We start from the raw sequence: 22,969 nt of genomic DNA, 5'->3' as shown, positions 1-22,969 counted from the left end.
TCAGCGCTCCTTGGACCGGAAGAGGCGGCCGATGCGCCGGAAGCCCTCCACCAGGCCGCCCGGCAGGAAGATCACCACGATCATGAAGAGGACGCCGAGGGTGAGGTGCCAGCCCTCGCCGACGAACGGGGAGACGATGGTGACGACCACGTGCTCGACGCTCGGCGGTAGGAAGGAGAAGGCGTCCGCCAGGGTCGCGTCGCCGAGCGAGGAGAAGATGTTCTCGAAGTACTTGATGATCACCGCGCCGACGAACGGGCCGAGGAGGGTGCCGGCGCCGCCGAGGATCGTCATCAGCACCACTTCGCCCGAGGCGGTCCACTGCATGCGCTCCGCCCCCGCGAGCGGGTCGACGATGGCGAGGAGGCCGCCGGCGAGGCCGGCGTACATCCCGGAGATGATGAAGGCGACCAGCGTGTAGGGGCGCGTGTTGACGCCGACATAGGACATGCGCGTCTGGTTCGACTTGATGCCGCGCAGCATCATGCCGAAGGGCGAGCGGGTGATCCGCAGCGCGACGTAGAAGGCGATCATCAGGCAGACGGCGCAGGCCCAGAACCCGGTCATCCCGGTGATCGCGATGCCGAAGATCTCCGCCCGCGGGACCGCGACGGTGGTGCTGCCGAACATCGCGTCGATGATGCGCGGGTCGTCCCTCAGGACACGCAGGCCCGTCTCGCCGTTGGTGATCGGGGTGAGTACCGAGTAGGCGAGGTTGTAGCACATCTGCGCGAACGCCAGCGTCAGGATCGAGAAGTAGATGCCCGACCGCCGCAGCGACACGTAGCCGATGACGACGGCGAAGACGCCGGCCATCAGGGTGGAGCAGATGATCGCCGGGATGATGTTCAGCGACAGGAGCTTGAACGACCACACGGCAGTGTAGGAGCCGACGCCGAGGAACGCGGCATGGCCGAAGGAGAGGTACCCCGTGAGCCCGAACAGGATGTTGAAGCCGATCGCGAAGATCCCGTAGATCGCAAATCGCTGCATCAGGTCCGGATAGGCCGCGCCGAAGGGCTGGAGCCAGATCGGCATCGTGAAGACGACGATGCCGAAGATGACCGTCATCAGGATGTCGCGTCTCGGCGGCCAGAGCGGCGCCATCTCGGGTCCGAGCGGCGGCAGCTGGGTCGGGACATCGCCGCTGGTGCGGTAGAATGCCGACTCCGAATTGGGCTTGGCGACGACCGGCTCGGCGAAGGGGGACTGGGTCTCGTGTGCCTGATCCATGTTACGCCTCCATCACGCCCTTGCGGCCCAGCAGACCCCGTGGACGGGTCAGGAGGACGATCACGGCGACGAGGTAGATGACGACTTGGTCGATGCCCGGCAGGAGCGACTTCACCTCGTTGAGGGACGCGAACGACTGCAGCATGCCAAGGAGGAAGCCGGCGGCGACGGCGCCCGGCAGCGAGCCCATGCCGCCGACCACGACGACGACGAAGGACAGCACCAGGAACTCCATGCCGATGTTGTAGTTCGGCGGCTGGATCCCGGTGTAGAGCGCCCCGGCGAGGCCCGCGACCACCGCCGCGAGGCCGAACACCACCGTGAAGCGGCGCTGGATGTCGATGCCGAGGAGCTGCACCGTCTCGCGGTCGGCCATGCCGGCGCGCACCACCATCCCGTAGGTCGTCAAGTTGAGGAAGGCGAAGACGCCGCCGATGATGACGAACGAGGAGACGAGGTAAATGAGGCGCCACCAGGGATAGCTGAGGTTCGCGTCGATCCCCAGCCAGGCGCCGATGTCGGCCGAGCCGCGCACGATCTCCGGCGGCTGCACCGGGATCGGGTTGGCGCCGAACCAGGCCTTGACGATCTCCGCCAGTACGATGGCGAGGCCGAAGGTCACGAGGATCTGCTCGGCGTGCGGGCGCTTGTAGAAAAAGCGGATCAGCCCGCGCTCCATCAGGATGCCGACGAGGAGCATGATCGGGATCGCGGCGAGGAGCGAGATCGGGATCACCCAGTCGATGATCGCCGCCCCCGTGTCGCCGAACCAGGACACCAGGTAGGGCTGCTCGATGTAGGCCTCGAAGAAGGTGATGGAGGGGTCACGGACCCGCTCGGAGATGGTCAGGACCTGCTGGATGCCGACGACGCAGAAGGCCCCGAGCATGAAGAGGGCGCCGTGGGCGAAGTTGACGACGCCCAGGGTCCCGAAGGTCAGTGTCAGGCCGAGGGCGATCAGCGCATAGGCGCCGCCCTTGTCGAGCCCGTTGAGGATCTGGAGCAGTATGGCGTCCATCGAGCGTTCCCACCATCGTGACTGCGTGAAGCACCGTCCCGGCGGCCGGCAGGACCGCGGGTTGGCCTGGGTCTCGGTGCTGTCGAGGCCGGGGCGGCGCCTGCCGTCCGGCGGAGGGACGAGCGGCGCGGGGCCACTCTTCCCGTCGGGTCGTCCGGCCGTCCGCGCCGATCGGCATGTCGCCGGTCCGGCGCCGCAGGGGCAGCGGCGGGGGCGGCGGCGGTGCCTCGCCGGGCGCGCCCGTCAGGCCGGCGGCCGCGGCGGCCGCCCGCCGGAGGAGGGCGCCTGTGGCGCCCGTCCGTTCCGGGCGGGGCGGCCGGGAGCCGGCGCGCTCCGCGCCGCGTCGTTCCGGATGGCGCGGGTGCCCGGCCGCACGGCGGGCCGGGCCGTCGCCCGGTTACGCCGCGCAGCCCGCGACGTCGTATGGGCCGAGCTCGCCGCCGAAGATCGACGGATCGTAGGTGACCTCCGAGCGCGGGACGATCTTGTAGACCTTGAGGAGGTCGAACTGGGACGTCGGCTTCTCGTTGCCCTGCACGACCAGCACGTCCTTGAAGCACTGGTGGTCGGTGTCGCGGTAGAGGGTCGGGCCGTTGCCCATGCCGTCGAACTCGAACCCTTCCAGGGCCTTGATGACCTCCGGCGGGGCGAAGGTGCCGGCGGTCTCCACCGCGTTGGCGTAGAGGAGGGTCTGCACGTAGCAGGTGTGGGCCGCCTGGGACGGCGGACGGCCGTACACCTGGCCGAACGACTTGGCGAACGCCTTGGTGCCGTCGTTATCGAGCTGCCAGGACCAGTTGGAGGTGCCGAAGATGCCCTTCACGTTCTCGCCCGCGCCCTCGGCCATCAGCTCCGAGTAGAGCGGCACGACGATCTCGAACTGCTTGCCGTTGACCTGCTTGTCGCGCATGCCGAACTGCACCGCCTGCGTCAGCGAGTTCACCATGTCGCCGCCGTAGTGGTTCAGGATGAGGACGTCGGCGCCGGAGTTCAGGACCGGGGTGAGGTACTGCGAGAAGTCGCCCGCGCCGAGCGGCGTGCGGACCGTCTGTACGGTCTCCCATCCCTGCGCCTCGGTCGCGTTCTTGATCGACTCTTCCTGCGTCCAGCCCCAGGTGTAGTCGGCGGTCAGGTGGTAGGCGCGGCGCTCCTTGCCGTAGGCCTCGGCCAGCACCGAACCCAGCGCGACGCCGGACTGGTAGGCGTTGAAGAAGTGGCGGAAGCCGTAGCGGCGCTTGTCCTTGCCGGTGGTGTCGTTGGAGTGGGTGAGGCCGGCCATGAAGAGGACGCCCATCTCCTGGCAGAGCGACTGCACGGCCACCGCGACGCCCGACGAGGAGCCTCCCGAGACCATGATGACGCCGTCCTTCTCGATCATGCGGCGGGCGGTGGCGCGGGCGGCGTCGGACTTGGTCTGGGTGTCGCCGGTGACGAACTCGACCTTCCGGCCGAGAATGCCGTTCCCCTTGAGGTTGGACGGCTTGAAGGTGCTGAGCATGCCGCCGTCGCCCTCGCCGTTGAGGTGCTTCACGGCAAGCTCGAACGCGCGCAGCTCGTCCTTGCCCTCGTCGGCGTAGGGGCCGGTCTGGGGGACGTTGAAGCCGAGCGTGACGGTGGAGCCGGCGGGGTTGTTGCAGAAGTCGGCGGCCCAGGCGCCGCGCGTGAAGAACGCGGGTGTCGCCAGTGCGGCGCCGGCCAGGGCCGTTCCGTGAAGGAAGCGACGGCGGGACGGCCGGATCAGCTTTGTCATTCAATTTCCTCCCTCGGGTGGGGCTGTGCCGCCCCATTCCACGTCGTCCTGTATCGCCACAATCCGTTCTCGCTACAACCTGAGCGGTCGCCGTTGTCAAAACTCTGTAAAGTTGCGGCGAAATGCTGCATTGCAATGTAAATTCGTGACCCCAACGCGCCGAAGACTGCAGTGCAACTCCACCGTTAAGGTTGCAAACCCGCTGTAAATCTGCACTGTAAACATTCAACGCGTTGACAAAGCGCGGTGGGGGCGGGGCCAGGCCGACGGCATTTCAGCCGGCGATTGCCCGCCCGCCGACAAATAACGATTGGCCGTCCGCCAAGACCGTCCGTGCAAGGACGGCGGGCCCGGCACTAGGGAGTTCAGCGCGCATGGCAACGGTGCAGCGCGTACCAATTGGCGACCGCATCAGGTCGCAACGGCGAACGCGCGGTGTGACGCAGCGCGACCTCGCATCCTCCATCGGCGTCTCACCCGCCTACCTCTCCCTCATCGAGAGCGACAAGCGGCAGATCGGCGGCCGGCTGCTGAAGCGCATCGCCGAGCGCCTCGGCGTGCCGACGGACGCCTTCACCGCCGTCAGCGACGACCGCCTCGCCTCCGACCTGCACGAGATCGCCCAGCGGATCGACGCGGCGCCCCCCGGCATGGCCGCGCCCCTCGTCGCCTTCTCGCCGGAGTGGGCGAGGGTGGTGCTGGAACTCCATACCCGCGCCATCACCGCCGAGGCGCGCGCCTTCCGCCTCGCCGACCGCTTCGCGCGCGACCCGCAGTGGACCTCCTTCGCGCACGACATCCTGTCACGCATCACCTCGATCCGCTCAGCGGCCGAGATCCTCTCCGACGACGCGCTCCTCGACGAGGCCCAGCGCGAGCGCTTCACCGGGACCGTCGTCGCCGAGAGCGCCCGCCTGACGGACGTCGCGCGCGACATGATCGCCGCGCTGCAGTCGGGCACCACCGCGGACGCCGCCGGCGCGGACGTGCGCGAGGTCGACGCTTTCCTGCACGACAACAACAACTATTTCGGCACCATCGAGACGCTGCTCGAGGCGCACCCGCTGCCCGGCCTCGCGGGCCTTCCGAGCGAACGCTTTGCGGCAGCCCGGCGGGCGGTGGAGGAGCGCTTCCCGACCGTCGTCGACGACGTCATCGGCGATCACGAGTTCCGCACCGAAGGGGCCGAACGGCGCGCCCGCGGCGCGATCTGGCGCTACGCCGCCGGCGCGGCGATGATGCCCTACCGCCCGTTCCGGGAGGCCGCGCTCGAGGCGCGCTACGACCTCGACGACCTCTCCGCCCGCTTCGGCGCGAGCTTCGAGCAGGTGGCCCACCGCCTCGCCACGCTGCGCCGGCCGGGGGAGGAGGGGGTGCCCTTCGCGTTCCTGCGGGTCGACCCCGCCGGCACCGTCTCGAAGCGCCTCTCCACGACCGAGCTTCGCCTGCCCCTCTTCGGCGCCTGCCCGCTCTGGGTGGTCTACGAGACCTTCGCCCAGCCCGGCCGCACGCTGTCGCAGATGGTGGACCTAGGCGGCGAGCGGTTCCTGCTGATCGCCCGCGCGGTGGAGAAGACGCCGCGCCGTCAGGCCCAGCCGCCGACGCGCTTCGCCATCATGCTGGGGGTCGCCGCCGAGCACGCCGGGGCCGTTGTCTACGGCGATGCCTTCGCCTCGCACCGCGACAGCGTGATCACCTTTGCCGGATACGAGTGCCTGTCGTGCAAGCGGCCTGCCTGCCAGCAGCGCGCCCACGGCGCGGAAGGGGCCTGAGATGCGCGTTCTCGTGGTGGAAGACGAGCCCCATATCGCCGAGGCGGTGACCTTCCTGCTGGAGCGGGAGGGCCATCAGGTCACCGTCGTTGCGAGCGGCGCCGACGCCGGCGCGGCGGTCGGCGGCTGCGATCTCCTCGTGCTCGACATCATGCTGCCCGGCCGCTCCGGGTTCGACATCGCGCGCGACGTGCTCGCGCTCGCCCAGCGGCCCAAGATCTGCGTCCTCACCGCCAAGGGGCAGAAGGAGGACCGGGAGCGCATGCTGAAGATGGGCGTCGACGCGTTCGTCTCGAAGCCGTTCTCCAACAGCGAGCTGATGGAGACGGTCCGCGGCCTCGCCGCCCCGTGATCCCCGCGCCGCCCCCGACCGACCGGCAGGACGACGCGCCGCCCGACCGCGTGCCGGGTGCGTCCGGCGCCGAGGTCGCGCCGGCCGCCGCGAACGACCTCGCTGCCTCGGAGGGCGCCGCGCGGCCGCCGGTCGGCGATCTCCCGCCGGCGGGCCAGGACGGGCAGTCCCCCGAGGCCTGGTCCGCACCGCCGCCGCCACGGCGGGGCGGGCGGGCCGACGCTCGCGTCATCGTCGCGCTCGCCGGCCCGGTCCTCTTCACGCCCACCGCGCTTATCGCCATCGACCGCCCGCTGCGCATCCTCGAGGTGCCGGCGATCCTGATCTACGTCTTCGCCGTCTGGCTCATCGGCATCGGCCTGACCTACATCTTCGCCCGGCGGACGCGATGACGCTCAGCGCACCCCTCGTCGTCAGCGTCGGCGGGGTCTACCTCGCGCTCCTATTCCTCGTCGCCTTCATCACCGACCGCCTCGCCGTCGAGGGGCGGGCGAAGTTCCTCGCCTCGCCGATCGTCTACACCCTGTCACTGGCGGTCTACTGCACCTCCTGGACCTTCTTCGGCGCGGTCGGCACCGCGTCGCGCTCGGGGATCGAGTTCGTCACCATCTACATCGGCCCGACGCTCGCGCTGATGGCGGGGTGGCTGTTCCTGCCCAAGATGGTGCGCATCGCCAAGGCGCAGCGCATCACGTCCATCGCCGACTTCATGTCCGCCCGCTACGGCAAGAGCCGCGCCGTCGCGGTGCTCGTGACGGTGATCGCGCTCGCCTCGATCACGCCCTACATCGCGCTCCAGCTCATCGCCATCCGCCGCTCCTTCGTCGTCCTCTCCGGCGGGCAGGCCGACGGGGCGGGCACCGCCTTCTGGGTCGCCGCCACGATGGTGTTCTTCGTCATCGTCTTCGGCACGCGCCGGGTGAACGCCGACGAGAGCCAGCCGGGCATCGTCGCCGCGATCGCGTTCGAGTCCATCGTCAAGCTGGCGGCGCTCCTCGCGGTGGCGATCCTCGCGATGCTGGTCCTGATGGAGCCGCCCGCCGCCGGATCGCTGTTCGGCAACGGCGAGACGGCGCTCGACGCGATCAGCGCGTTCGACCCGGGCGACGGCGCGCGGTGGACCACGCTCCTGCTGCTCTCCGCCGCCGCCATCATATGCCTGCCGCGGCAGTTCCAGGTGGCGGTGGTCGAGAACCGGTCCGAGGACCACATCACCGTCGCCTCCTGGCTCTTTCCCCTATACCTGTTCCTTCTCACGCTCGCGGCGGTGCCGATCGCGGCGGCCGGGCTCATCGCGCTCCCCGCCGGCGCCGAGCCGGACCTCTACGTCCTCACCCTGCCGCTCGCCCGGGACTCGATGTTCCTCGCCCTCGGGGCATTCGTCGGCGGGCTGTCGGCGGCGACCTCGATGGTCATCGTCGCCTCGCTGGCGCTGGCGGTGATGATCTCCAACCACCTCGTCGCCCCGCTCCTCGTCGGGCGCGTCAACCGGCCCGGCGGCATCGGCGCGGCGGTCCTCGTCACCCGCCGGATCGCCATCGCCGGCGTCATCGGCCTCGGCACCCTCTACGCGGAGGCGCACGGCTCCGGCGGGGGCCTCGCCTCCATCGGCCTCATCGCCTTCGCGGGTGTCGGCCAGTTTGCACCGGCTCTCATCGTCGGCCTCTTCTGGCGCCGGGCGAACCGCTACGGCGCGACCGCCGGCCTCGCGACCGGGGCCGCCCTCTGGGTCGCGCTCCTCCTGCTGCCGAGCTTCGGCGTCGGCACCGAGCTGGTGGACTTCGCCCGGTCGGTCCTGCTGCCGCCGGACCACCTCTTCGGGCCCGACGCGGTCGACCCCCTCGTCTTCGGCGCGTCCATCTCCATCGGCCTCAACGTGATGGTCTACCTCGTCGTGTCGCTCGCCACCGCCGGCGGCGTGGTCGACGAGCTGCAGGCGACGGTCTTCGTCGACGCGCTGCGCCGCGGCGGGGCCGAGCCGACGCTGCGCCGCTCGGCCAGCCGGCGCGAGCTGATGCGCCTCGCCCGTCGCATCCTCGGCCCGCAGCGCGCCGACGAGGTCTTCGCGGCGATGCGCACCACCACCGACGAAGCGGCCGACAGCACGCTGATCGCACAGGTCGAGCGGGAACTCGCCTTCGCCGTCGGCACCTCGTCGGCGCATACGCTGGTGACGCAGATCGCGATCGGCGAGCCGCTCGCCGTGGACGCCGCCATCACGCTGCTGCGCGAGACGCAGGAGGCGATCGAGGCGGCCCGCCAGCTCGACATCCGGTCGCTGGAGCTCGAGCGCACGACCGCCGAGCTCGCCGGCACCAACGCCTCCCTGAAGGCCCTGCTCGCGGAGAAGGACGACTTCCTGAGCCGCGTCAGCCACGAGATGCGCACCCCGGTGACGGCGGTCCGCTCCTTCGCCGAGCTCCTGCGCGAGGGATCGCTGGACCCGGACCGGGCGGCGCGGTTCGTCGACATCATCCTGGAGGAGAGCCGCCGCCTGACGCGCCTCCTCGACGATATCCTCGACCTGTCGCGCCTCGAGGCGGGCGTCGCGCCGATCCAGATGGAGCGCATCGACGCGGCCGCCGCCATCGCCGAGGCGGCCGCCGTGATGGACGGCTTCGCCCAGCGCCAGGGCGTCGCCATCCGCGTCGACGCGACCGGGCCGGTCTACGTGAGGGCCGACGCGGACCGGCTGAAGCAGGTGCTCGTCAACCTCCTGTCCAACGCCATCAAGTTCTGCGGCGACGGGCCGGTGGTGATCAGCGCCGCGACCGAGTACGGGACGGCCGTCCTGCGCGTGCGCGACCGCGGCCCCGGCATCGCGTCGGAGATCCAGCCGCGCCTCTTCGGCAAGTTCGTCAGCGGGACGGCGCCGCATGGCCTCGCCGGGGCGGGCCTCGGCCTCGCCATCTCCCGCCAGATCATGCGCGGCCTCGGCGGCTCCCTCGCGCTCGAGATGACCGGGCCGACCGGCACGGTGTTCGCCGCGCGCCTGCCGCTCGCCGGCGAGCCGCGGGCCCGCCTCGCAAGCTGACGGCGGGTCGGGCGGTACGTCCGACCGGAGCGAGCGACCGAGGCACGCCGGGTCCGCGCCGTGGCGTGGGCGGGCCCGCGACGCCTATGCGTACGGGTTGTCGCCCTTGCGCAGGAGGAGGCGGATGGGGACGCCCGGCATGTCGAACGTCTCGCGCAGACTGTTGATGAGGTAGCGCTTGTAGGAATCCGGCAGCGCGTCGGGACGCGAGCAGAAGGCGATGAACGTCGGCGGACGGGACTTCGCCTGCGTCATGTAGCGGATCTTGATGCGGCGGCCGGAGACCGCCGGCGGCGCGTGCCGCTGCGTCGCCATCTCGAGCCAGCGGTTGAGCTTGCCGGTGGAGATGCGGGTCGACCACCGCTCCACCGCGTCGCCCACCGTCGCCATCAGCTTGTCGACACCGCGACCCGACAGCGCGGACACCGGAACGACACGGATGCCCGCCGCCTGCGGGATCAGCCGGTTCACCGCCTCACGCGCTGCGCGGATCGATTCGTCGGGGGTCGGGACGAGGTCCCACTTGTTGAAGGCGATCACCAGCGCGCGGCCCTCGCGTGCCACGAGGTCGAGGATCGTGAGGTCCTGCTTCTCGAACGGCATCGTCGCATCGAGCACGACGATCGCGGCCTCCGCGTACTTCATGGCGCGGATGGTGTCGCCCGTGGAGGCCTTCTCCAGCGCCTCGGTGACGCGTGCGCGGCGGCGCAGGCCCGCGGTGTCCACCAGGCGGAAATGCTGCTCGCCGCGGCTGAAGTCCACGGTGATGGAATCGCGCGTGAGCCCGGCCTCGGGGCCGGTCAGCATCCGCTCCTCCCCGATGATCTGGTTGAGCAGGGTCGACTTGCCGACGTTCGGGCGGCCGAGGATCGCGACGCTGATCGGCTTGCTGGCGTCCTCGTCCTCCTCGGGCAGCGGCTCGCCCACGGACTCGAACGCCTCCATCAGCGCGTCGCGCAGGTCGCTGAGGCCGTCGCCGTGCTCGGCCGAGAACGCGATCGGGTCGCCGAGGCCGAGGCTGTAGGCCTCCAGGCTGGCGACCTCGCCGTTGCGCCCCTCGGCCTTGTTGGCGACGAGCACCACCGGCTTGCCGCGGCGGCGCACCTCGTCGGCAAGCTGCTCGTCGAGCGGCGTCACGCCGGCGCGCGCGTCCACCACGAAGAGGTAGACGTCGGCCTCGTCCAGCGCGCGGCCCATCTGCGCCCACATGCGGTGTTCGAGGGTGCCCTCGTCGGCGCCCTCGAAGCCTGCGGTGTCGACCACCGTGAACGTGAGGTCCTGAAGACGCGCCTCGGCCTCGCGCCGATCGCGCGTGACACCGGGCGTATCGTCGACGATGGCAAGACGTTTGCCGACGAGGCGGTTGAACAGCGTCGACTTTCCGACGTTCGCGCGCCCGGCGATGGCGACCTTCATCTAAAACGCACTCCTAGGTTGTGCCTGTCCAGCGCGGCGCAAGTCCCGGGACGTAGCATATCGTTCGCGGTATATCCGACTACGGAGAAATTCATGCAGTACGGACGCCAGCCCGGCATCGTCAATGACCTGGGCTTCGGCTGGATGCTGGGAGGCTTCGCAGTCCTCGCGGCCGCGGCCCCTCTGGGCCTCGTCCTCCTCGGCTCTCCCAGCCTTCCGGGCACCGAAACCGGCGCCACGGCGGCCATCGCTGCAGCGCAGTCGACGCTCCTCTACACTGCCGCGGCCTTCGCCGTCATCCTTGCCGTCGTCGGCGCAGGTGTCGTCATTCTGCATGGCCGGGCGACCGCGGCCCTCGGCCACGCCATCGGCGCCGTCGCCGCGGGGGAGGCGGTCAGGATCCCCGAGGCGAACGCGCGGGACGGCCTGGGGCGCGCCTGGTCCGCGCTCGCGGCCGTCGCGCGGCAGGTGACCGAGGGCGCCCGCTTCAAGGCGGTGCTCGACAGTCTTCCCGTGCCGGTGATGATCGCAGATCCCCACGACGACTTCCGTATCCACTACATGAACAAGGAGACCTATGTGGAGCTGCGGCCGCTGGAAAACCACCTGCCGTTCCCGCTGGACCGGATCAAGGGCCAGTCCATCGACGTGTTCCACGCCGGCCCCGCCCGCATCCGCGCCGCCCTCAGCGATCCGAAGCGGATGCCCTGGCGCTCCCGGATCGTCCTCGGCGGCAAGGAGAACCTCGACCTCGACATCCACGCACTGACCGACAGCAACGGCGCCTACGTCGCGACGGTCCTGACCTGGAAGGTGATCACCAACCAGGTGCGCTCGACGGACACGTTCGAGATGAACGTCAAGTCGGCGCTGGAGCAGATCCAGTCCTCGTTCGTCGACATGCGCCAGCAGGTCGGCGGCATCGCTGCCGCGACCGCGTCGACGCGCACGATGCTGTCGACCGGCGCCAGCGCGGTCAGCGAAGCGACCGCCAACGTGCAGATGGTGGCGAGCGCCGCCGAGGAGCTGACCGCCACCATCGCCGAGATCAACGACCGCATTGCCTTCTCGACCAAGCGGGCCGCCAACGCCGCGAACGAGACCAAGAGCGTCGCCAGACGCGCCGACGACCTCCTCGCGGCGAGCGAGCGCATTGGCGAGGTGATGGGCGCCATCTCCGGCATCGCCTACAAGACGAACCTCCTCGCCCTCAACGCCACCATCGAGGCGGCGAGCGCGGGACCGGCCGGCAAGGGGTTCGCCGTCGTCGCTCACGAGGTGAAGATGCTGGCCGACCAGACCGCCAAGGCGACCGATCAGGTGTCCGAGGAGACCGAGGCGGTCCGCAAGCTCATCAAGGAGGTCGTCACCGGCGTCGGCGAGGTGACCACCGTGATCGACGACATCCGCGAGGCGTTCGACCAGGTGGCCGCCGCCGTGCAGGAGCAGCAGACGGCGACGCAGTCGATCTCCGCCAGCGCGCACGACGCGGCGACCGGCGTCAGCCACGCGGCGAGCACGCTGAGCGAGGTGGAGGCGCTCGCCGCCTCGAACCTCGACGCCACGCAGGTGCTGAACGGGCGCGCCGAGGAGATCGCGCTCGCCAACGACAACCTGTCGCGCAACTCGGATGATCTGCTGAAGATGATGCGGGCGGTCTGACCGGGGGCCGAAGAGCGCTCGCAATCGATTGGAGGCTCGGCTCGGCGGCAGGCCCGCAGCGTTGGCGGCGGGACCGTGGGCCGCAATTCGCGGCGGAGAGCCTGCCGGGGCCGGCAGGCTCTGCCTCGCGTCAGCGCAGGGCGGTGATCTCGCCCGCGTCGGAGACGAAGATCATCTGGCCGCCCGCGACGATGGGGGCCGTGTAGGCCTTGGTGCCGATCTTGCGGTCGGACGTGATCTGCCCGGACTTCGGATCCACGGTCACCATCCGCCCGTCGTTGGAGATCGCCCAGAGCGAGTTGCCCGCGAGGACGGGACCGGCGTAGGCGGCGTCCTTCTTCTTGTCGCGGGGGAGGGCGCGCGCCCACAGCGTCTCGCCGGAGGACTTGTCGAGCGCGACCATGCGCCCGCCGATGTCGACGAGGAAGACCGACCCGCCGGAGACGACCGGCGTGTGCGCCGAGCCGACGTTCGCGCTCCAGACCTCGTCGCCGCTGTTGAGGCCGACGGCGATCGTCTTGCCCGCGACGCCGGTCGCGTAGACCGTTCCGCCGTCGATGACGGGGCTGCCGGAGACGTCGTTGATGCCGGCAACGGCGAGCGAACGGCTCGGACGGGTCACGAAGTTCTGCCACACCGGCTCGCCCGAGTTGATGGAGAACGCCATCACCTCGCCCGACGAGTAGGGGATCACCACCTTGTCGCCCGACACCGCCGGCGAGGACGCCGCGAGGAGGCCGGACTGCTCGGGGATTCCGTTGTACTCGAACGCCTTCTCGCCGCTGTCCTGGTTGACCGCGAAGACCTGGTTCTTCTGCGACACGACGAAGACCTTGCCGCCGCCGGCGGTCGGTGCGCCGCGAAGCGGGGTCTCGAGGTCGGAGGTCCAGATGACGCTGCCGTCCGAGGCGTTGAGCGCGACCACCTGGCCGTAGCCGGTCGCCGCGTAGACGCGTCCGCCTTCGGTGGTCACGCCGCCGCCCGCCGCCATGTCGCGCTCGCCCTCGGGACGCAGCGAGGTGCTCCACACGCGCCCGCCGCCCGAGGCGGAGAGGGCCGTGACGGTGCCGTCGGGCGCGTAGACGTAGACGCGGTCGCCGGAGACGATCGGCCGTGCCGTGAGGCGCATGGTGCCGCGGGTGGCGGACTTTCGCACGCTGTTGATGGAGGCGCGCCACGCCCGCGCTCCGCCGCCGTCATAGGCGACGTGGCCGGGGTCGTTCTGGGCGTTGCCGCCGGGCTGCGGCCAGTCGGAGTTCGCCCGGGCCGGGCCGAAGGAGGCGGGCTTGGCCGCTCCGTCGACGACCTCGGGTCCGGCGGTGGAAAAGACGGTGGTGCGGTCGCCGAGAAGGTGCTCGTCCTTGGCGCCGAACGGGTTCATTCCGTCCATGGCGCCGCACCCGCCGACGGCCGCGGCCAAGACGAGAGCGATCCAACGCATCAGTTCGTGTCCTCCGTCGCTGCGTCGGCCGGCGTTTCGGCGTCGGACGCTGTGTCGGCCGGCGCATCGGCCTCCGTCGCGTTCCCGGCCGGAGCGTCGGCTTCGGGGGCGGCCTCAGACGGTGCTGCGGCCTCCGGTACAGTGTCGGTCGGGGCGGGCTCCGCCGGCGACGTCGCGGCGGGGGCGCCGACCGTGTCGCTCGCGGTGCCCGTCGGCATCGGGAATGAGACGCCGCCGTCCGTCCCGCTCGTGGACGTGTCGGCGCCGCTGTCCGCCGCTCCGCCCGCGCTCGGCATCGGGAACGCGGTGGCACCGGTCGCGGACGACGCGTCGTCGCTGGCGGGGGACGTGGCGGCCTCGCTCGCCGCGGCGTCGCCGGAGGCCTCCTGCGCGGCCGCCTCGGCGTCGGACGCCACAGTCGCGGCCTCCTGCGCGGTGATGCGCTCGACGAGGCTCAGCATCGTCTGCGCACGCTGGCGCATGTCCTGGCTCACCGTCGCGCTCTCGGCGATCTGGGTGTACCAGCGCTTCGCCTCGTCGAGGTCGTTCTCGGCGTAGGCGGCGAGGCCCATCAGCTCGCTCGCCGAGCGGTTGAACGGGCTCGACGTGTCCTCGGCGAGGGACTTCACGGCGTCCGTCGCGGCGGGATAGTCGCCGGCGTTGATCAGCACCTGCGCCAGACGCACGCGCGCAAGGTCGCGGTAGAGGGCCGGCACCTTGCTGTCGTCGGCGAGGTCGCGCAGCGTCGCGGCGGAGGCGGTCTCGTCACCGTTGGCGGCCTCGGTCGTCGCGGCGCGGAAGCGGGCGAGGATCGAGAAGCCTTCCGGCGCGTCCTTCGCAAAATCCTCCAGCGACTGCGTGCCGGCTCCGGGACCCTCGGCGTCGAGGTCCGTCAGGATCGTGGCGTACTGCTCGCCTGCACTGCGTTCCGTCTTGACGCGCCACCATTCATAGCCGCGCCAACCAGCGGTCACGACGACGATGAGGACGGCGACGAGGATCACGTAGATCCCGTAGCGGTTCCAGACCCTGGCGAGCCGCTCGCGTCGCAGGTCCTCTTCGAGTTCGTCGAAAATATCGGTCATTGTCGTCCCGGGCGGGGTTCACTCACACTGCCGACGCCATAGCCAGCGGCGACACCCCTATCAGCCACAAATGCAGCTTCCAAACAAACAATCCGTAAACGACTAGACCGATCACAACCGCGGTGACGTCCGCCTGCCAGCGCGGGGTGAAGACCGGCGGCGTATAGAGGCCCGCCCGCTCCCGCTTCTTCAAGGAGATACGGTCGAGCACGGCCCAGGCGAGGAACGCGCCGAAAAGGATCACCGAGGGGAGGTCGCCGTTGACGAGAAGGTGGGCGACCGCCCACGTCTTCACCGCCACCAGCATCGGATGCTTCAGCGTTTTCCTGATGTGGCCGGGGAGATATGCGGCCGGCAGCACGATGAAGGCCAGCAGCATCAGGAGCAGCGCGAGGTGCGACATTCCGGCGGGCGGGACGTAGAGAATCGGCGGCCCCTCGGCCCACCAGGCGCTGTAGCCCCGCGCCAGGAGAATGAGGCCGATCAGCGAGACGATCGAATAGCTGATCTTGTAGGCGGTCTCGCCCAGCGCCTGCCGCAGCGGCGCCCCCGCGGACGGGACGATCTTCAGGGAATGCGCGCCCAGGAAGAGCACCAGACCCACCAGCATCAAAACCATGTCGTTCTCGCCTCGCTCGCGCCTGTTGAGATGTTGTTTGCGATCAATGTGGTTTGAATATCCGATACGTAACCCGATCGCACAGGGGCCGTCCCCCGCGTGCGCGCCCGGCGCTCATGGGAGACCCGTAAGATGATTCGCCCGGTCGTGGCCCTCGCGCTCATGCTGATGACCATTGCCCCCGCCGCGTCCGCCACCGCCAAGGAGCTGGTGGCACAGGTCGATCTGTCCGAACAAAAGCTCACGGTGATCTATAAAGGCCAGGCGCTGGCCGAGTGGAAGGTGTCAACGGGCCGCGCCGGCTACCGGACGCCGACGGGGATCTTCCGCCCGATGCGCATGCACCGCGAGTACTATTCGCGCCAGTACGACGACGCGCCGATGCCGAACGCCATCTTCTACGACCGCGGATACGCGATCCACGGGTCCTACGAGACCGGCAGCCTCGGCCGCCCCGCCTCGCACGGCTGCGTGCGGCTGAGCCCTTCGGATGCCGAGAAGTTCTTCGACCTCGTCGTCACGGTCGGCCCGGAAAACACCGCGATCCTGGTGCGCCAGTAGTGCGCCGTGCGCCGTCCGCCCGGGCCGGACGCCCGTGGCGGTGCCGCGGGCGTCGGCGCTATCGGCAGCCGGTGCTGGACGGACGGCGGGCTGCCGCTATCTGGGCGCAGGACCGCCATGATGAAGCCTGGGCCATCGCGGAGTTTTGAACGATTGTGGTTTGGGATCCGGGCCGGCGGCCGCCCATGATGGCCGCGCCGGTGCGGGACCGCCCGCGCGCCGCGGCCGGCGCGGCAGCGGACGACGGCCGGGGCCGACCCCTGAGGCTCGCCGAACCACGTTGAACGGAGTTGTCATCGTGATCCGCAGCGTTTCCCGACCTCCCGCCACCCCCCGGCATGCGCTGCGATGGGGCCTCGGTGCCCTGCTGACCCTCACCCTGCTCGTCGCCGGGCCCGAGCGGCTCGGCATCGGCACGGCGCCCGCGGCGGCCTTCTGCGTGGTCATTCCGGGCGGGGGCTGCGTCACTGGGCCGCTGATCCGCCGGCGGTTCGAGCGCCGCCGCCGCGTCTGGACCAACCGCTACCGGGGCAAGCGGGTCCGCGCGAGCCGTGACGGCGGCTCCTCGCCGCGCCTGAAGTCGGCCGGCGGCGCGAGCCTCACGCACATCGACCCCGAGATCCAGACCGCGCTCAACAGCATCGGTTTTCCCGTCGGCCGCGCGGACGGGCTGATGGGCCGCAAGACCCGCGACGGGATCCGCGGCTTCCAGACCGCCATCGACCAGGAGGCGACCGGCACGCTGACAGAGGCGCAGCGCCTCCTCCTGCTGCGCGCCCACGCGACGGTGGTCGCCGAGGGGCTCGACATCGCACCGGGCGACAACGCCGCCTTCCTGCAGCGCGTCATCGCGGCGACGGCCGCTCCGGCGGGCGTCGCGGTGGCCGCCGTCACGGCGGACGGCGTCACGACGGACGCCGACGGCACGGTGCCCGACGACACGTCGATCCCGGCGCCGGACGGCGACGCCGGCATGTCCCCCGCCGCGCCGAACCCGTTCGACACGGCCTCCCAGCCGGGCGGCATGTGCGACGGCATCGACCCGAACGCCGATAGCGCGCAGGTCGCGGCGATGGACGCCGACACGGCGATGCTGACCGCCTATTGCGGCGTGCGCTCCTACCTGATCGACATCGTCGACCCCACCACGCTCGGCGCCGACGAGGGGCGCGGCGACCTCGACACCTGCGCCGACTGGGCCAACCGCACCGGCCTCGGCGAGGACGACCTCGATACGCTCGCCCCCGAGGACGTCTCCGACACCTTCGCCGACCGTGTCCCGATGTCGCAGTCCGAGCGGGAGGCGACGCTCGACATCGCCAAGACCTGCATCGGCCTGGCGCTCCGCCACGACGACCCGATCACCGCGCGCTTCTACGCGCTCTACGCGGTGGCGATGGAGGACGACGGGTTCGGCGAGCTGGTGGCCGCCCATCACGGCCTCGGCCGTGGCGAGATCGACAGCCCCGACGCCGCCGCCGACTGGTACGACTGGACCGCCGGCGCACTGAACGACGGGGCGACGACCGTCACCGGCGACGACGCCCGCATCCGCGCCCGCCTGATGCGCGTCCTCGCCGCGAAGGCCGACGGCCTTGCGAGGGCCGCCGCCGAAGCCGGCCCCGCGGCGCCCCCGCCGCCCGACACGGCCGAGGCGGACCCCGCCGCCGGATCCACGGAGGCCGGCGCCGCTCCCATGGACGCCGTTCCGCCGTCCGGCGACGATGCACCTGCGGAGCCGCCGCCCGCGCTCTGGTCGCTCGCCGACGAGGCCGCCGCGGACCTGCCGGAGCTAGCCCGCCTGCTGCGTCTCTCCGAGGAGGAGCTCGACACGCTGTGCGAGGAGCCGGCGCAGGACGCGCTGGCGCTGCGGGTCTGCCGGATCGAGGCCTACGCCCGCCGCGACGTCGACCGGATGCGGGCGCTCGACGAGGCGCTGTCGGAGATCGGCGACCCGATCGGCACGAAGGCGATGTCCATCTGGGCCTGGCAGGACGCCCCGCAGCCGACCTCCCGGAGCCTCGCCGAGGCCGGGGACGTCAAACCCTGACCGGCCCGTCGCGGCGGCGCCCGCCAGCGCGCCGGACGAAGGTGCCCGTCGAGGCGCCGCCCAGCGCGGCGGACGCGCCATCGGCGACGGCGTAACGCCTGCACGTTGCGGAGCGTCCTCGATAGGTGGTGCCGGCGCGCCGGTCCGGTTCGCTAGATCGGCACCCGGACCCGGACGCGCAGGCCACCGAGCGGGCTGTCCCCCAGCGTGATCTCGCCGCCCTGCCGGCGGGCGATGTCACGCGCGATGGTGAGGCCGAGGCCCGTCCCCGAGCGGTTCTGGTTGCGCGCATCGTCGAGCCGGTAGAACGGCTGGAAGACGACCGCGCGCTTGTCCTCCGGGATGCCCGGCCCGTCGTCGTCGATCTCGATGATCAGCCAGTGCCCTTCCTGGCGGGCGAGGAGCTTGATCTTCTTCGCGTGTATCGACGCGTTGACGAGGAGGTTGGCGAGCATCCTGAGCGAGGCCGTCGGCCGCACCGTCGCGGTGAGGGTCGCCGGCACTTCCGCCTCCACCTGCAGCCCGCGCGCCGCGTCCTCCACCAGGTCGGCGATGGAGACGTTCTCGGCCGCCTCGTCGGTGTCGGTCCGGGCGAACTGCAGATAATCCTCCAGCATCGCCTGCATCTGGTCGACGTCCGCCCCCAGCGCCTCCACGTCCGCCGTCTGTTCCATCAGCGCCAGTTCCAGTCGGAAACGCGTGAGCATCGTCCTCAGGTCGTGGCTGACGCCGGCCAGCATCGACGTGCGCTGCTCGATCTGCAGCTCGATGCGGTGCTTCATCTCGAGGAACGCGCCCGTCGCCTGGCGCACCTCGGTCGCGCCGTGCGGTCGCAGCCGGCCCACCGGCCGGCCCTGGCCGAACTTCTGCGTCGCGGCCGCCAGCTCCTGGATCGGCCGCACCTGGCCGCGCAGGAAGAGCACCGCCACGGCGATCAGCACCAATGAGGTCCCCGCCATCCATACCAGCGTGATGTGCGCGTTCGAGGCGTAGGTGCTGCTGCGGCGCGTGACGACCACGAGGGTGCCGACCTCCGTCAGCACGCGGATCTCGACGTAGCGGTCCTTGTCGAAGGTATCGATCCAGAAGGGGCGGTCGACCCAGCGGCGCAGCTCGCGCGAGAGCGTGTAGTCGAGGAGGTTGAAGAACCAGGGGGAGCGGCGCGAGGGGAGGGTCGTCTCGTCGCTCATCCGCGCCTGGTCGAACAGCGTGTTGCGGGCGATCCGCAGGACGCGCGGCCGGTCCGACGGGTCGGCGGTCTCGATGTTGCGCACGGTCGCCGCGATGGCCTGCGCCGTCGCCTGCGACAGGCGCGCCGTCATGTTCTCCCAGTGCCGGTCGAGGAAGACGAACGCCACCACCGACTGCAGCGCGATCATCGGCAGCACGATGATGAGGATGGAGCGCGGGAAGAGCCGCCGCGGGAGGCGCCGCCGCAGCCACCGCTCGATCGGCGGAGGCAGGCCCGCCCAGCGCAGGATCCGCCGCCAGAGAGGCCGCGTGTAGGGGGAGGTGAGGCTCACGTATCGTCCACGAGATCGGCGACCAGGCGGTAGCCGAGACCGCGCACCGTCTGCAGGTAGCGCGGATCCGCGGGGTTGTCCTCGAGCTTGCGGCGCAGGCGGTTCATCTGCACGTCGATCGCACGGTCGCCGAGCTGCTCGTCGGCGACGAGATCCTGCCGCGGAACGGTCGCGCCCGGACGCGTGGCGAGGAGTCGCAGGAGGCGCCGCTCCCGCTCGGTGAGGCGCACGAGGGTGCCGCTGGAGGTGAGCTCCTCCCGCTTCAGGTCGAAGCGGAAGGAGCCGAAGCGGACCACGCGGGCGACGTCCGGGCGGCGCCGCAGCAGGTTCTTCAGCCGCAGAGACAGCTCCTGCGGCTCGAACGGCTTGCCGAGGTAGTCGTCCGCGCCGAGCGACAGGCCGCGCACGCGCTGCTCCACCTCCGCCATCGCCGTCAGCATCAGCACCGGCGTCTCCCCGCCCTCCTTCATGTGGGAGAGGAGCGAGAGGCCGTCCTCGCCCGGCATCATGATGTCGAGCACCGCCGCGTCGAACACGAGGCCGCCGAGGATGCGCCGCGCCTCCGTCGCGTCGGCGGTGGCGGTCACCCGGAACCCCTCCTTGCGCAAGAATCTTTCGAGCAGCGAGCGGATACGCTGATCGTCGTCGACGACGAGCACGTGCGGCGCATCGTCCTCCTGCCGCGGCTCACCGGCCATCGTGTGGGTTACAGCCATCACTACCGTCCACCTTCGATCCGGCGCAGCACTGCGTTCCGGTCGTCATCGTCCACCAGCGCGGTCAGAAAGGCAAAGACCGTCTCCCGTGCGCCCGGACCGGCGGCCTTTATCGCCGCCTCGATCCGTTCCGACTGGATCCGCACGACCTCGCGGGCGAGGCGGTGACCGGCCTCGGTCGTCTGCAACCGCTTCTCGCGGCGGTCGAATTCTCCGGCGCGGACCTCGATGAGGCCATCGTCCACCAGCGTCTTCAAGATGCGCGAGACCCCCTGCTTGGTGACCTTCAGGATGCCGAGCAGCTCGCCCACCGTCAGGCCGGGATGCCGGTCGACGAAGTGGAGGACGCGGTGGTGCGCCCGGCCGTAACCCAGCTCGGCGAGCCGTTCATCGGCGATTCCGACGAAGTCCCGATAGCCGAAGAACATGCCTTCGATGAGAGCAAGCGCAAGCTCGCCATCCGGACTCTGACTTTTTTTCAGGTCAACCATATTGACGTTTTGCGACACTTCGCATACCTAGCGCCTCTCTCAACCGCGCTAATCTGTCGTGATGATGGGGTTCTGAGAAATAAAATTGCGCAGACGGGTTTTTTCATGCGTCCGCGCTGCAACAGGCGAAACATGCGCCATCGGAGATAAAAAAATGGCACTTCCTTTCGATCAGCATGAGGGTGACATCTGGATGGATGGCTCTTTTGTGCCCTGGAAAGACGCTAAGCTGCACGTCCTCTCGCACGGGCTGCACTACGCGAGTGCCGTATTTGAGGGTGAGCGCGCCTACGGGGGCGAGATTTTCGAGTGCGAGGCCCATACCGACCGTCTGTTCGCCTCCGCCGACGCCATGGGGATGATTATTCCCTATAGCAAGGAAGCGATTAACGCCGCCAAGCGGGAAACGCTCGCGCGGATGGGCCTGACCGACGCCTACCTGCGTCCGATCGCCTGGCGCGGCTCGGAGATGATGGGCGTCTCCGCGCAGCAGAACACGATCCACATGGCGATCGCCTGCTGGGCCTGGCCGTCCTACTTCGACCCCGCCGCGCGCGAGAAGGGCATCCGCCTCGACATCTCGGAGTGGCGCCGTCCCGACCCGCGCACGATCCCGTGCCACGCCAAGGCGGCCGGTCTCTACATGATCTGTACGCTGTCCAAGCATAAGGCCGAGTCGAAGGGCTACGCCGACGCGCTGATGTTCGACTGGCGCGGCCACATCGCCGAGGCCACGGGCGCCAACGTCTTCTTCGTGAAGGACGGCGCCCTGCACACCCCGACGCCGGACTGCTTCCTGGACGGCATCACCCGCCGCACCGTGATCCGCCTCGCCCGCGAGCGCGGCATCGAGGTGAACCAGCGCACGATCATGCCGGAGGAGATGGAGAGCTTCGAGGAGTGCTTCCTCACCGGCACGGCGGCCGAGGTCACCCCGGTCGGGGAGATCGGCCCCTACCGGTTCGTCCCCGGCGAGATCACCCGGACGCTGATCGACGCCTACGCCAAGGCGGTTCAGCCCCCGCACGTCGCCCTGCGCGAGGTCGCGTAACACACTCCGCCGGCGCGTCGCGGGCCGATCCGGTCCCGCGGCGCGCCGCGCAGACAGCCGGCCCCGCCGGCGAGCAAGGCGCGTCCCTTCGGGCGCGCCTTTTTGCGTGCCGGACGCCCGGACCGGGCCTAGGGGCCGCGTTCGGCGCTTGCCTCTTCACCGCCACTGAAATGAATATCGTTTGGGGAGAGACGAGCCAGGGACATTGGCGATGGACGAGGCGAAGACCCAAGCGGCCGCCGCGACCCGCACGACCGCCGGCCCGACGGCCGACGGCACGCGCGCGGCCGGCACCGCGCCCGCCGCCGGCACCGGCACCGGGATCGCAGCGGGGGAGGAGGCGGCCGCATCCGCGCAGGGCCCGACCGGCGGACCGGAGCCGGCACGGCCAACCGCGGCGGCGCGGGCGGGCGAGGATAACGGGCCCTGGCGGGAGGCGACCGGCGTGCCGGACGTCAAGGCCGCCACCTTCGGCGACCTCGGCGCGGCGCTCGCGGCGGGGTGGAGCGACTTCCTCGCCGCGCCGCTCTTCGGGATCGGGGTGGGGCTGGTCTACGCCGTCTTCGGCTGGCTGCTCCTCGCGGTCGCCGAGTCGGCGACGCTCGACGGGCTGACCTTCCCGCTCTTCGGCGGCTTCGTCATGGTCGCCCCGTTCGCCGCGACGATCCTCTACGAGATCAGCCGCCGCCGCAGCATCGACCTCTCCTTCAGCCTGTCGGACGCGTGGGCCATCATCGGCGGAACCGCGCGGCGCTCGCTGATGATCCTCGGCCTCGTGCTCGTCCTGTGGCTCGGCATCTGGAGCCGCGCGGCGGTCTTCATCTACGCCATATATTACGGCTTCGACGCGCCGCCCTTCCTGGAGATGCTGCCGGACCTCGTCACCACCGAGCGGGGGCTCCTGTTCCTCTTCTGGGGGCACGTGGTGGGGGCGGGGTTCGCGGCGGTCGCCTACTGCATGTCCGCGTTGTCCTTCCCGTTCCTGCTGGACCGGGACGCGGACATCGCGACCGCCATCATCACCTCGTTCAAGGCGGTGCTGGCGAGCCCGGTTGTGATGCTGTCGTGGGCGGCCATCATCGGCATCGTGATGGCGATCGCCGCGGTACCGGCGTTCCTCGGCTTCCTCGTCGCGCTGCCGCTCTTCGGCCACGCGACGTGGCACCTATATCGCCGTCTCGTCCTCACCTGAGCG

At 70.4% G+C, this 22,969-nt stretch carries 19 protein-coding genes; 9 read left to right on the top strand and 10 right to left on the bottom strand.

Annotated features, from left to right (window positions below):
- The 3 genes from DLJ53_RS23795 to DLJ53_RS23785 all read right to left on the bottom strand — a co-directional run bounded on the left by DLJ53_RS23795 (window position 1) and on the right by DLJ53_RS23785 (window position 4,001).
- The gene (locus DLJ53_RS23795) at window positions 1-1,071 is read right to left on the bottom strand and encodes a branched-chain amino acid ABC transporter permease (RefSeq protein WP_425320974.1); all 1,071 of its coding nucleotides are present in this window, start codon (window positions 1,069-1,071) and stop codon (window positions 1-3) included.
- 163 nt (window positions 1,072-1,234) lie between these two features.
- Window positions 1,235-2,251, bottom strand: coding sequence for a branched-chain amino acid ABC transporter permease (locus DLJ53_RS23790; RefSeq protein ID WP_111349816.1), 1,017 nt, complete (start codon window positions 2,249-2,251; stop codon window positions 1,235-1,237).
- Window positions 2,252-2,648: 397 nt separating this feature from the next.
- Window positions 2,649-4,001: a substrate-binding protein gene (locus tag DLJ53_RS23785; RefSeq protein WP_111349814.1), complete on the bottom strand. Its 1,353-nt coding sequence runs from the start codon at window positions 3,999-4,001 to the stop codon at window positions 2,649-2,651.
- A gap of 374 nt (window positions 4,002-4,375) precedes the next feature.
- On the opposite strand from DLJ53_RS23785, the gene DLJ53_RS23780 reads away from it, so the two are divergent.
- Genes DLJ53_RS23780 through DLJ53_RS23765 form a run of 4 tightly spaced genes read left to right on the top strand, consistent with a single transcriptional unit; the run spans window position 4,376 to window position 9,159 of the window.
- Window positions 4,376-5,773 carry a helix-turn-helix domain-containing protein gene (locus DLJ53_RS23780; RefSeq protein ID WP_111349812.1) on the top strand — a complete coding sequence of 466 codons (1,398 nt, stop codon included), beginning with the start codon at window positions 4,376-4,378 and terminating at the stop codon, window positions 5,771-5,773.
- A gap of 1 nt (window position 5,774) precedes the next feature.
- A complete protein-coding gene (locus DLJ53_RS23775; RefSeq protein WP_111349810.1) occupies window positions 5,775-6,125 on the top strand; it encodes a response regulator transcription factor in 351 nt (116 codons plus the stop codon).
- Window positions 6,122-6,517: a hypothetical protein gene (locus tag DLJ53_RS23770; RefSeq protein WP_111349808.1), complete on the top strand. Its 396-nt coding sequence runs from the start codon at window positions 6,122-6,124 to the stop codon at window positions 6,515-6,517. The genes DLJ53_RS23775 and DLJ53_RS23770 overlap by 4 nt, the downstream gene beginning before the upstream one ends.
- A complete protein-coding gene (locus tag DLJ53_RS23765; RefSeq protein ID WP_111349807.1) occupies window positions 6,514-9,159 on the top strand; it encodes an ATP-binding protein in 2,646 nt (881 codons plus the stop codon). Before DLJ53_RS23770 ends, DLJ53_RS23765 begins: the two co-directional genes overlap by 4 nt.
- 84 nt (window positions 9,160-9,243) lie before the next feature.
- Here the strand turns inward: DLJ53_RS23765 and der are convergent, their stop codons facing one another.
- Window positions 9,244-10,575 carry a ribosome biogenesis GTPase Der gene (der, locus tag DLJ53_RS23760; protein ID WP_111349805.1) on the bottom strand — a complete coding sequence of 444 codons (1,332 nt, stop codon included), beginning with the start codon at window positions 10,573-10,575 and terminating at the stop codon, window positions 9,244-9,246.
- Between the two features lie 93 nt (window positions 10,576-10,668).
- Between der and DLJ53_RS23755 the strand changes: the two genes are divergently transcribed.
- Entirely contained in the window at window positions 10,669-12,237 is a 1,569-nt protein-coding gene (locus DLJ53_RS23755) for a methyl-accepting chemotaxis protein (RefSeq protein ID WP_111349803.1), read from the top strand.
- 130 nt (window positions 12,238-12,367) lie between these two features.
- On the opposite strand, the gene DLJ53_RS23750 is transcribed toward DLJ53_RS23755, so the two are convergent.
- The 3 genes from DLJ53_RS23750 to DLJ53_RS23740 are packed head-to-tail and all read right to left on the bottom strand — an operon-like array spanning window position 12,368 to window position 15,382.
- Entirely contained in the window at window positions 12,368-13,678 is a 1,311-nt protein-coding gene (locus tag DLJ53_RS23750) for an outer membrane protein assembly factor BamB family protein (RefSeq protein ID WP_111349801.1), read from the bottom strand.
- Entirely contained in the window at window positions 13,678-14,763 is a 1,086-nt protein-coding gene (locus DLJ53_RS23745) for a tetratricopeptide repeat protein (RefSeq protein WP_111349799.1), read from the bottom strand. The genes DLJ53_RS23750 and DLJ53_RS23745 overlap by 1 nt, the downstream gene beginning before the upstream one ends.
- A gap of 22 nt (window positions 14,764-14,785) precedes the next feature.
- Window positions 14,786-15,382, bottom strand: coding sequence for an NnrU family protein (locus DLJ53_RS23740; protein ID WP_111349797.1), 597 nt, complete (start codon window positions 15,380-15,382; stop codon window positions 14,786-14,788).
- 132 nt (window positions 15,383-15,514) lie between these two features.
- Between DLJ53_RS23740 and DLJ53_RS23735 the strand changes: the two genes are divergently transcribed.
- A complete protein-coding gene (locus DLJ53_RS23735) occupies window positions 15,515-15,943 on the top strand; it encodes a L,D-transpeptidase (RefSeq protein ID WP_111349795.1) in 429 nt (142 codons plus the stop codon).
- A gap of 298 nt (window positions 15,944-16,241) precedes the next feature.
- Entirely contained in the window at window positions 16,242-17,993 is a 1,752-nt protein-coding gene (locus DLJ53_RS23730) for a peptidoglycan-binding domain-containing protein (protein WP_146620073.1), read from the top strand.
- A 152-nt stretch (window positions 17,994-18,145) separates the two neighbouring features.
- Here the strand turns inward: DLJ53_RS23730 and DLJ53_RS23725 are convergent, their stop codons facing one another.
- The 3 genes from DLJ53_RS23725 to DLJ53_RS23715 are packed head-to-tail and all read right to left on the bottom strand — an operon-like array spanning window position 18,146 to window position 20,741.
- Window positions 18,146-19,516: an ATP-binding protein gene (locus tag DLJ53_RS23725; RefSeq protein ID WP_111349791.1), complete on the bottom strand. Its 1,371-nt coding sequence runs from the start codon at window positions 19,514-19,516 to the stop codon at window positions 18,146-18,148.
- A complete protein-coding gene (locus tag DLJ53_RS23720; RefSeq protein WP_111349789.1) occupies window positions 19,513-20,232 on the bottom strand; it encodes a response regulator in 720 nt (239 codons plus the stop codon). The genes DLJ53_RS23725 and DLJ53_RS23720 overlap by 4 nt, the downstream gene beginning before the upstream one ends.
- Window positions 20,233-20,234: 2 nt before the next feature.
- Window positions 20,235-20,741, bottom strand: a complete 507-nt coding sequence (locus DLJ53_RS23715; protein ID WP_226579361.1) for a MarR family winged helix-turn-helix transcriptional regulator — start codon at window positions 20,739-20,741, stop codon at window positions 20,235-20,237.
- A gap of 136 nt (window positions 20,742-20,877) precedes the next feature.
- Here DLJ53_RS23715 and DLJ53_RS23710 point away from each other — a divergent pair, with 136 nt between their 5' ends.
- Both DLJ53_RS23710 and DLJ53_RS23705 read left to right on the top strand, forming a co-directional pair.
- Window positions 20,878-21,774, top strand: a complete 897-nt coding sequence (locus DLJ53_RS23710) for a branched-chain amino acid aminotransferase (protein ID WP_111349784.1) — start codon at window positions 20,878-20,880, stop codon at window positions 21,772-21,774.
- Window positions 21,775-21,985: 211 nt separating this feature from the next.
- Entirely contained in the window at window positions 21,986-22,966 is a 981-nt protein-coding gene (locus tag DLJ53_RS23705; RefSeq protein ID WP_111349783.1) for a DUF2189 domain-containing protein, read from the top strand.
- Window positions 22,967-22,969: the final 3 nt, after the last annotated feature.

It is taken from the genome of Acuticoccus sediminis (genome assembly GCF_003258595.1).
In the GTDB taxonomy this organism is placed as follows: domain Bacteria; phylum Pseudomonadota; class Alphaproteobacteria; order Rhizobiales; family Amorphaceae; genus Acuticoccus; species Acuticoccus sediminis.
The sequence above is the reverse complement of the archived record's forward strand: the minus strand, read 5'-3'. Positions and strand labels throughout refer to the sequence as shown.

Excerpts from the sequence above, each read along its gene's own strand:
- DLJ53_RS23795 (WP_425320974.1), bottom strand. The coding sequence starts at position 1,071 with ATGACGGTCATCTTCGGCATCGTCGTCTTCACGATGCCGATCTGGCTC.
- DLJ53_RS23790 (WP_111349816.1), bottom strand. The coding sequence starts at position 2,251 with ATGGACGCCATACTGCTCCAGATCCTCAACGGGCTCGACAAGGGCGGC.
- DLJ53_RS23785 (WP_111349814.1), bottom strand. The coding sequence starts at position 4,001 with ATGACAAAGCTGATCCGGCCGTCCCGCCGTCGCTTCCTTCACGGAACG.
- DLJ53_RS23780 (WP_111349812.1), top strand. The coding sequence starts at position 4,376 with ATGGCAACGGTGCAGCGCGTACCAATTGGCGACCGCATCAGGTCGCAA.
- DLJ53_RS23775 (WP_111349810.1), top strand. The coding sequence starts at position 5,775 with ATGCGCGTTCTCGTGGTGGAAGACGAGCCCCATATCGCCGAGGCGGTG.
- DLJ53_RS23765 (WP_111349807.1), top strand. The coding sequence starts at position 6,514 with ATGACGCTCAGCGCACCCCTCGTCGTCAGCGTCGGCGGGGTCTACCTC.
- der (WP_111349805.1), bottom strand. The coding sequence starts at position 10,575 with ATGAAGGTCGCCATCGCCGGGCGCGCGAACGTCGGAAAGTCGACGCTG.
- DLJ53_RS23755 (WP_111349803.1), top strand. The coding sequence starts at position 10,669 with ATGCAGTACGGACGCCAGCCCGGCATCGTCAATGACCTGGGCTTCGGC.
- DLJ53_RS23750 (WP_111349801.1), bottom strand. The coding sequence starts at position 13,678 with ATGCGTTGGATCGCTCTCGTCTTGGCCGCGGCCGTCGGCGGGTGCGGC.
- DLJ53_RS23745 (WP_111349799.1), bottom strand. The coding sequence starts at position 14,763 with ATGACCGATATTTTCGACGAACTCGAAGAGGACCTGCGACGCGAGCGG.
- DLJ53_RS23740 (WP_111349797.1), bottom strand. The coding sequence starts at position 15,382 with ATGGTTTTGATGCTGGTGGGTCTGGTGCTCTTCCTGGGCGCGCATTCC.
- DLJ53_RS23735 (WP_111349795.1), top strand. The coding sequence starts at position 15,515 with ATGATTCGCCCGGTCGTGGCCCTCGCGCTCATGCTGATGACCATTGCC.
- DLJ53_RS23720 (WP_111349789.1), bottom strand. The coding sequence starts at position 20,232 with ATGGCTGTAACCCACACGATGGCCGGTGAGCCGCGGCAGGAGGACGAT.
- DLJ53_RS23710 (WP_111349784.1), top strand. The coding sequence starts at position 20,878 with ATGGCACTTCCTTTCGATCAGCATGAGGGTGACATCTGGATGGATGGC.
- DLJ53_RS23705 (WP_111349783.1), top strand. The coding sequence starts at position 21,986 with ATGGACGAGGCGAAGACCCAAGCGGCCGCCGCGACCCGCACGACCGCC.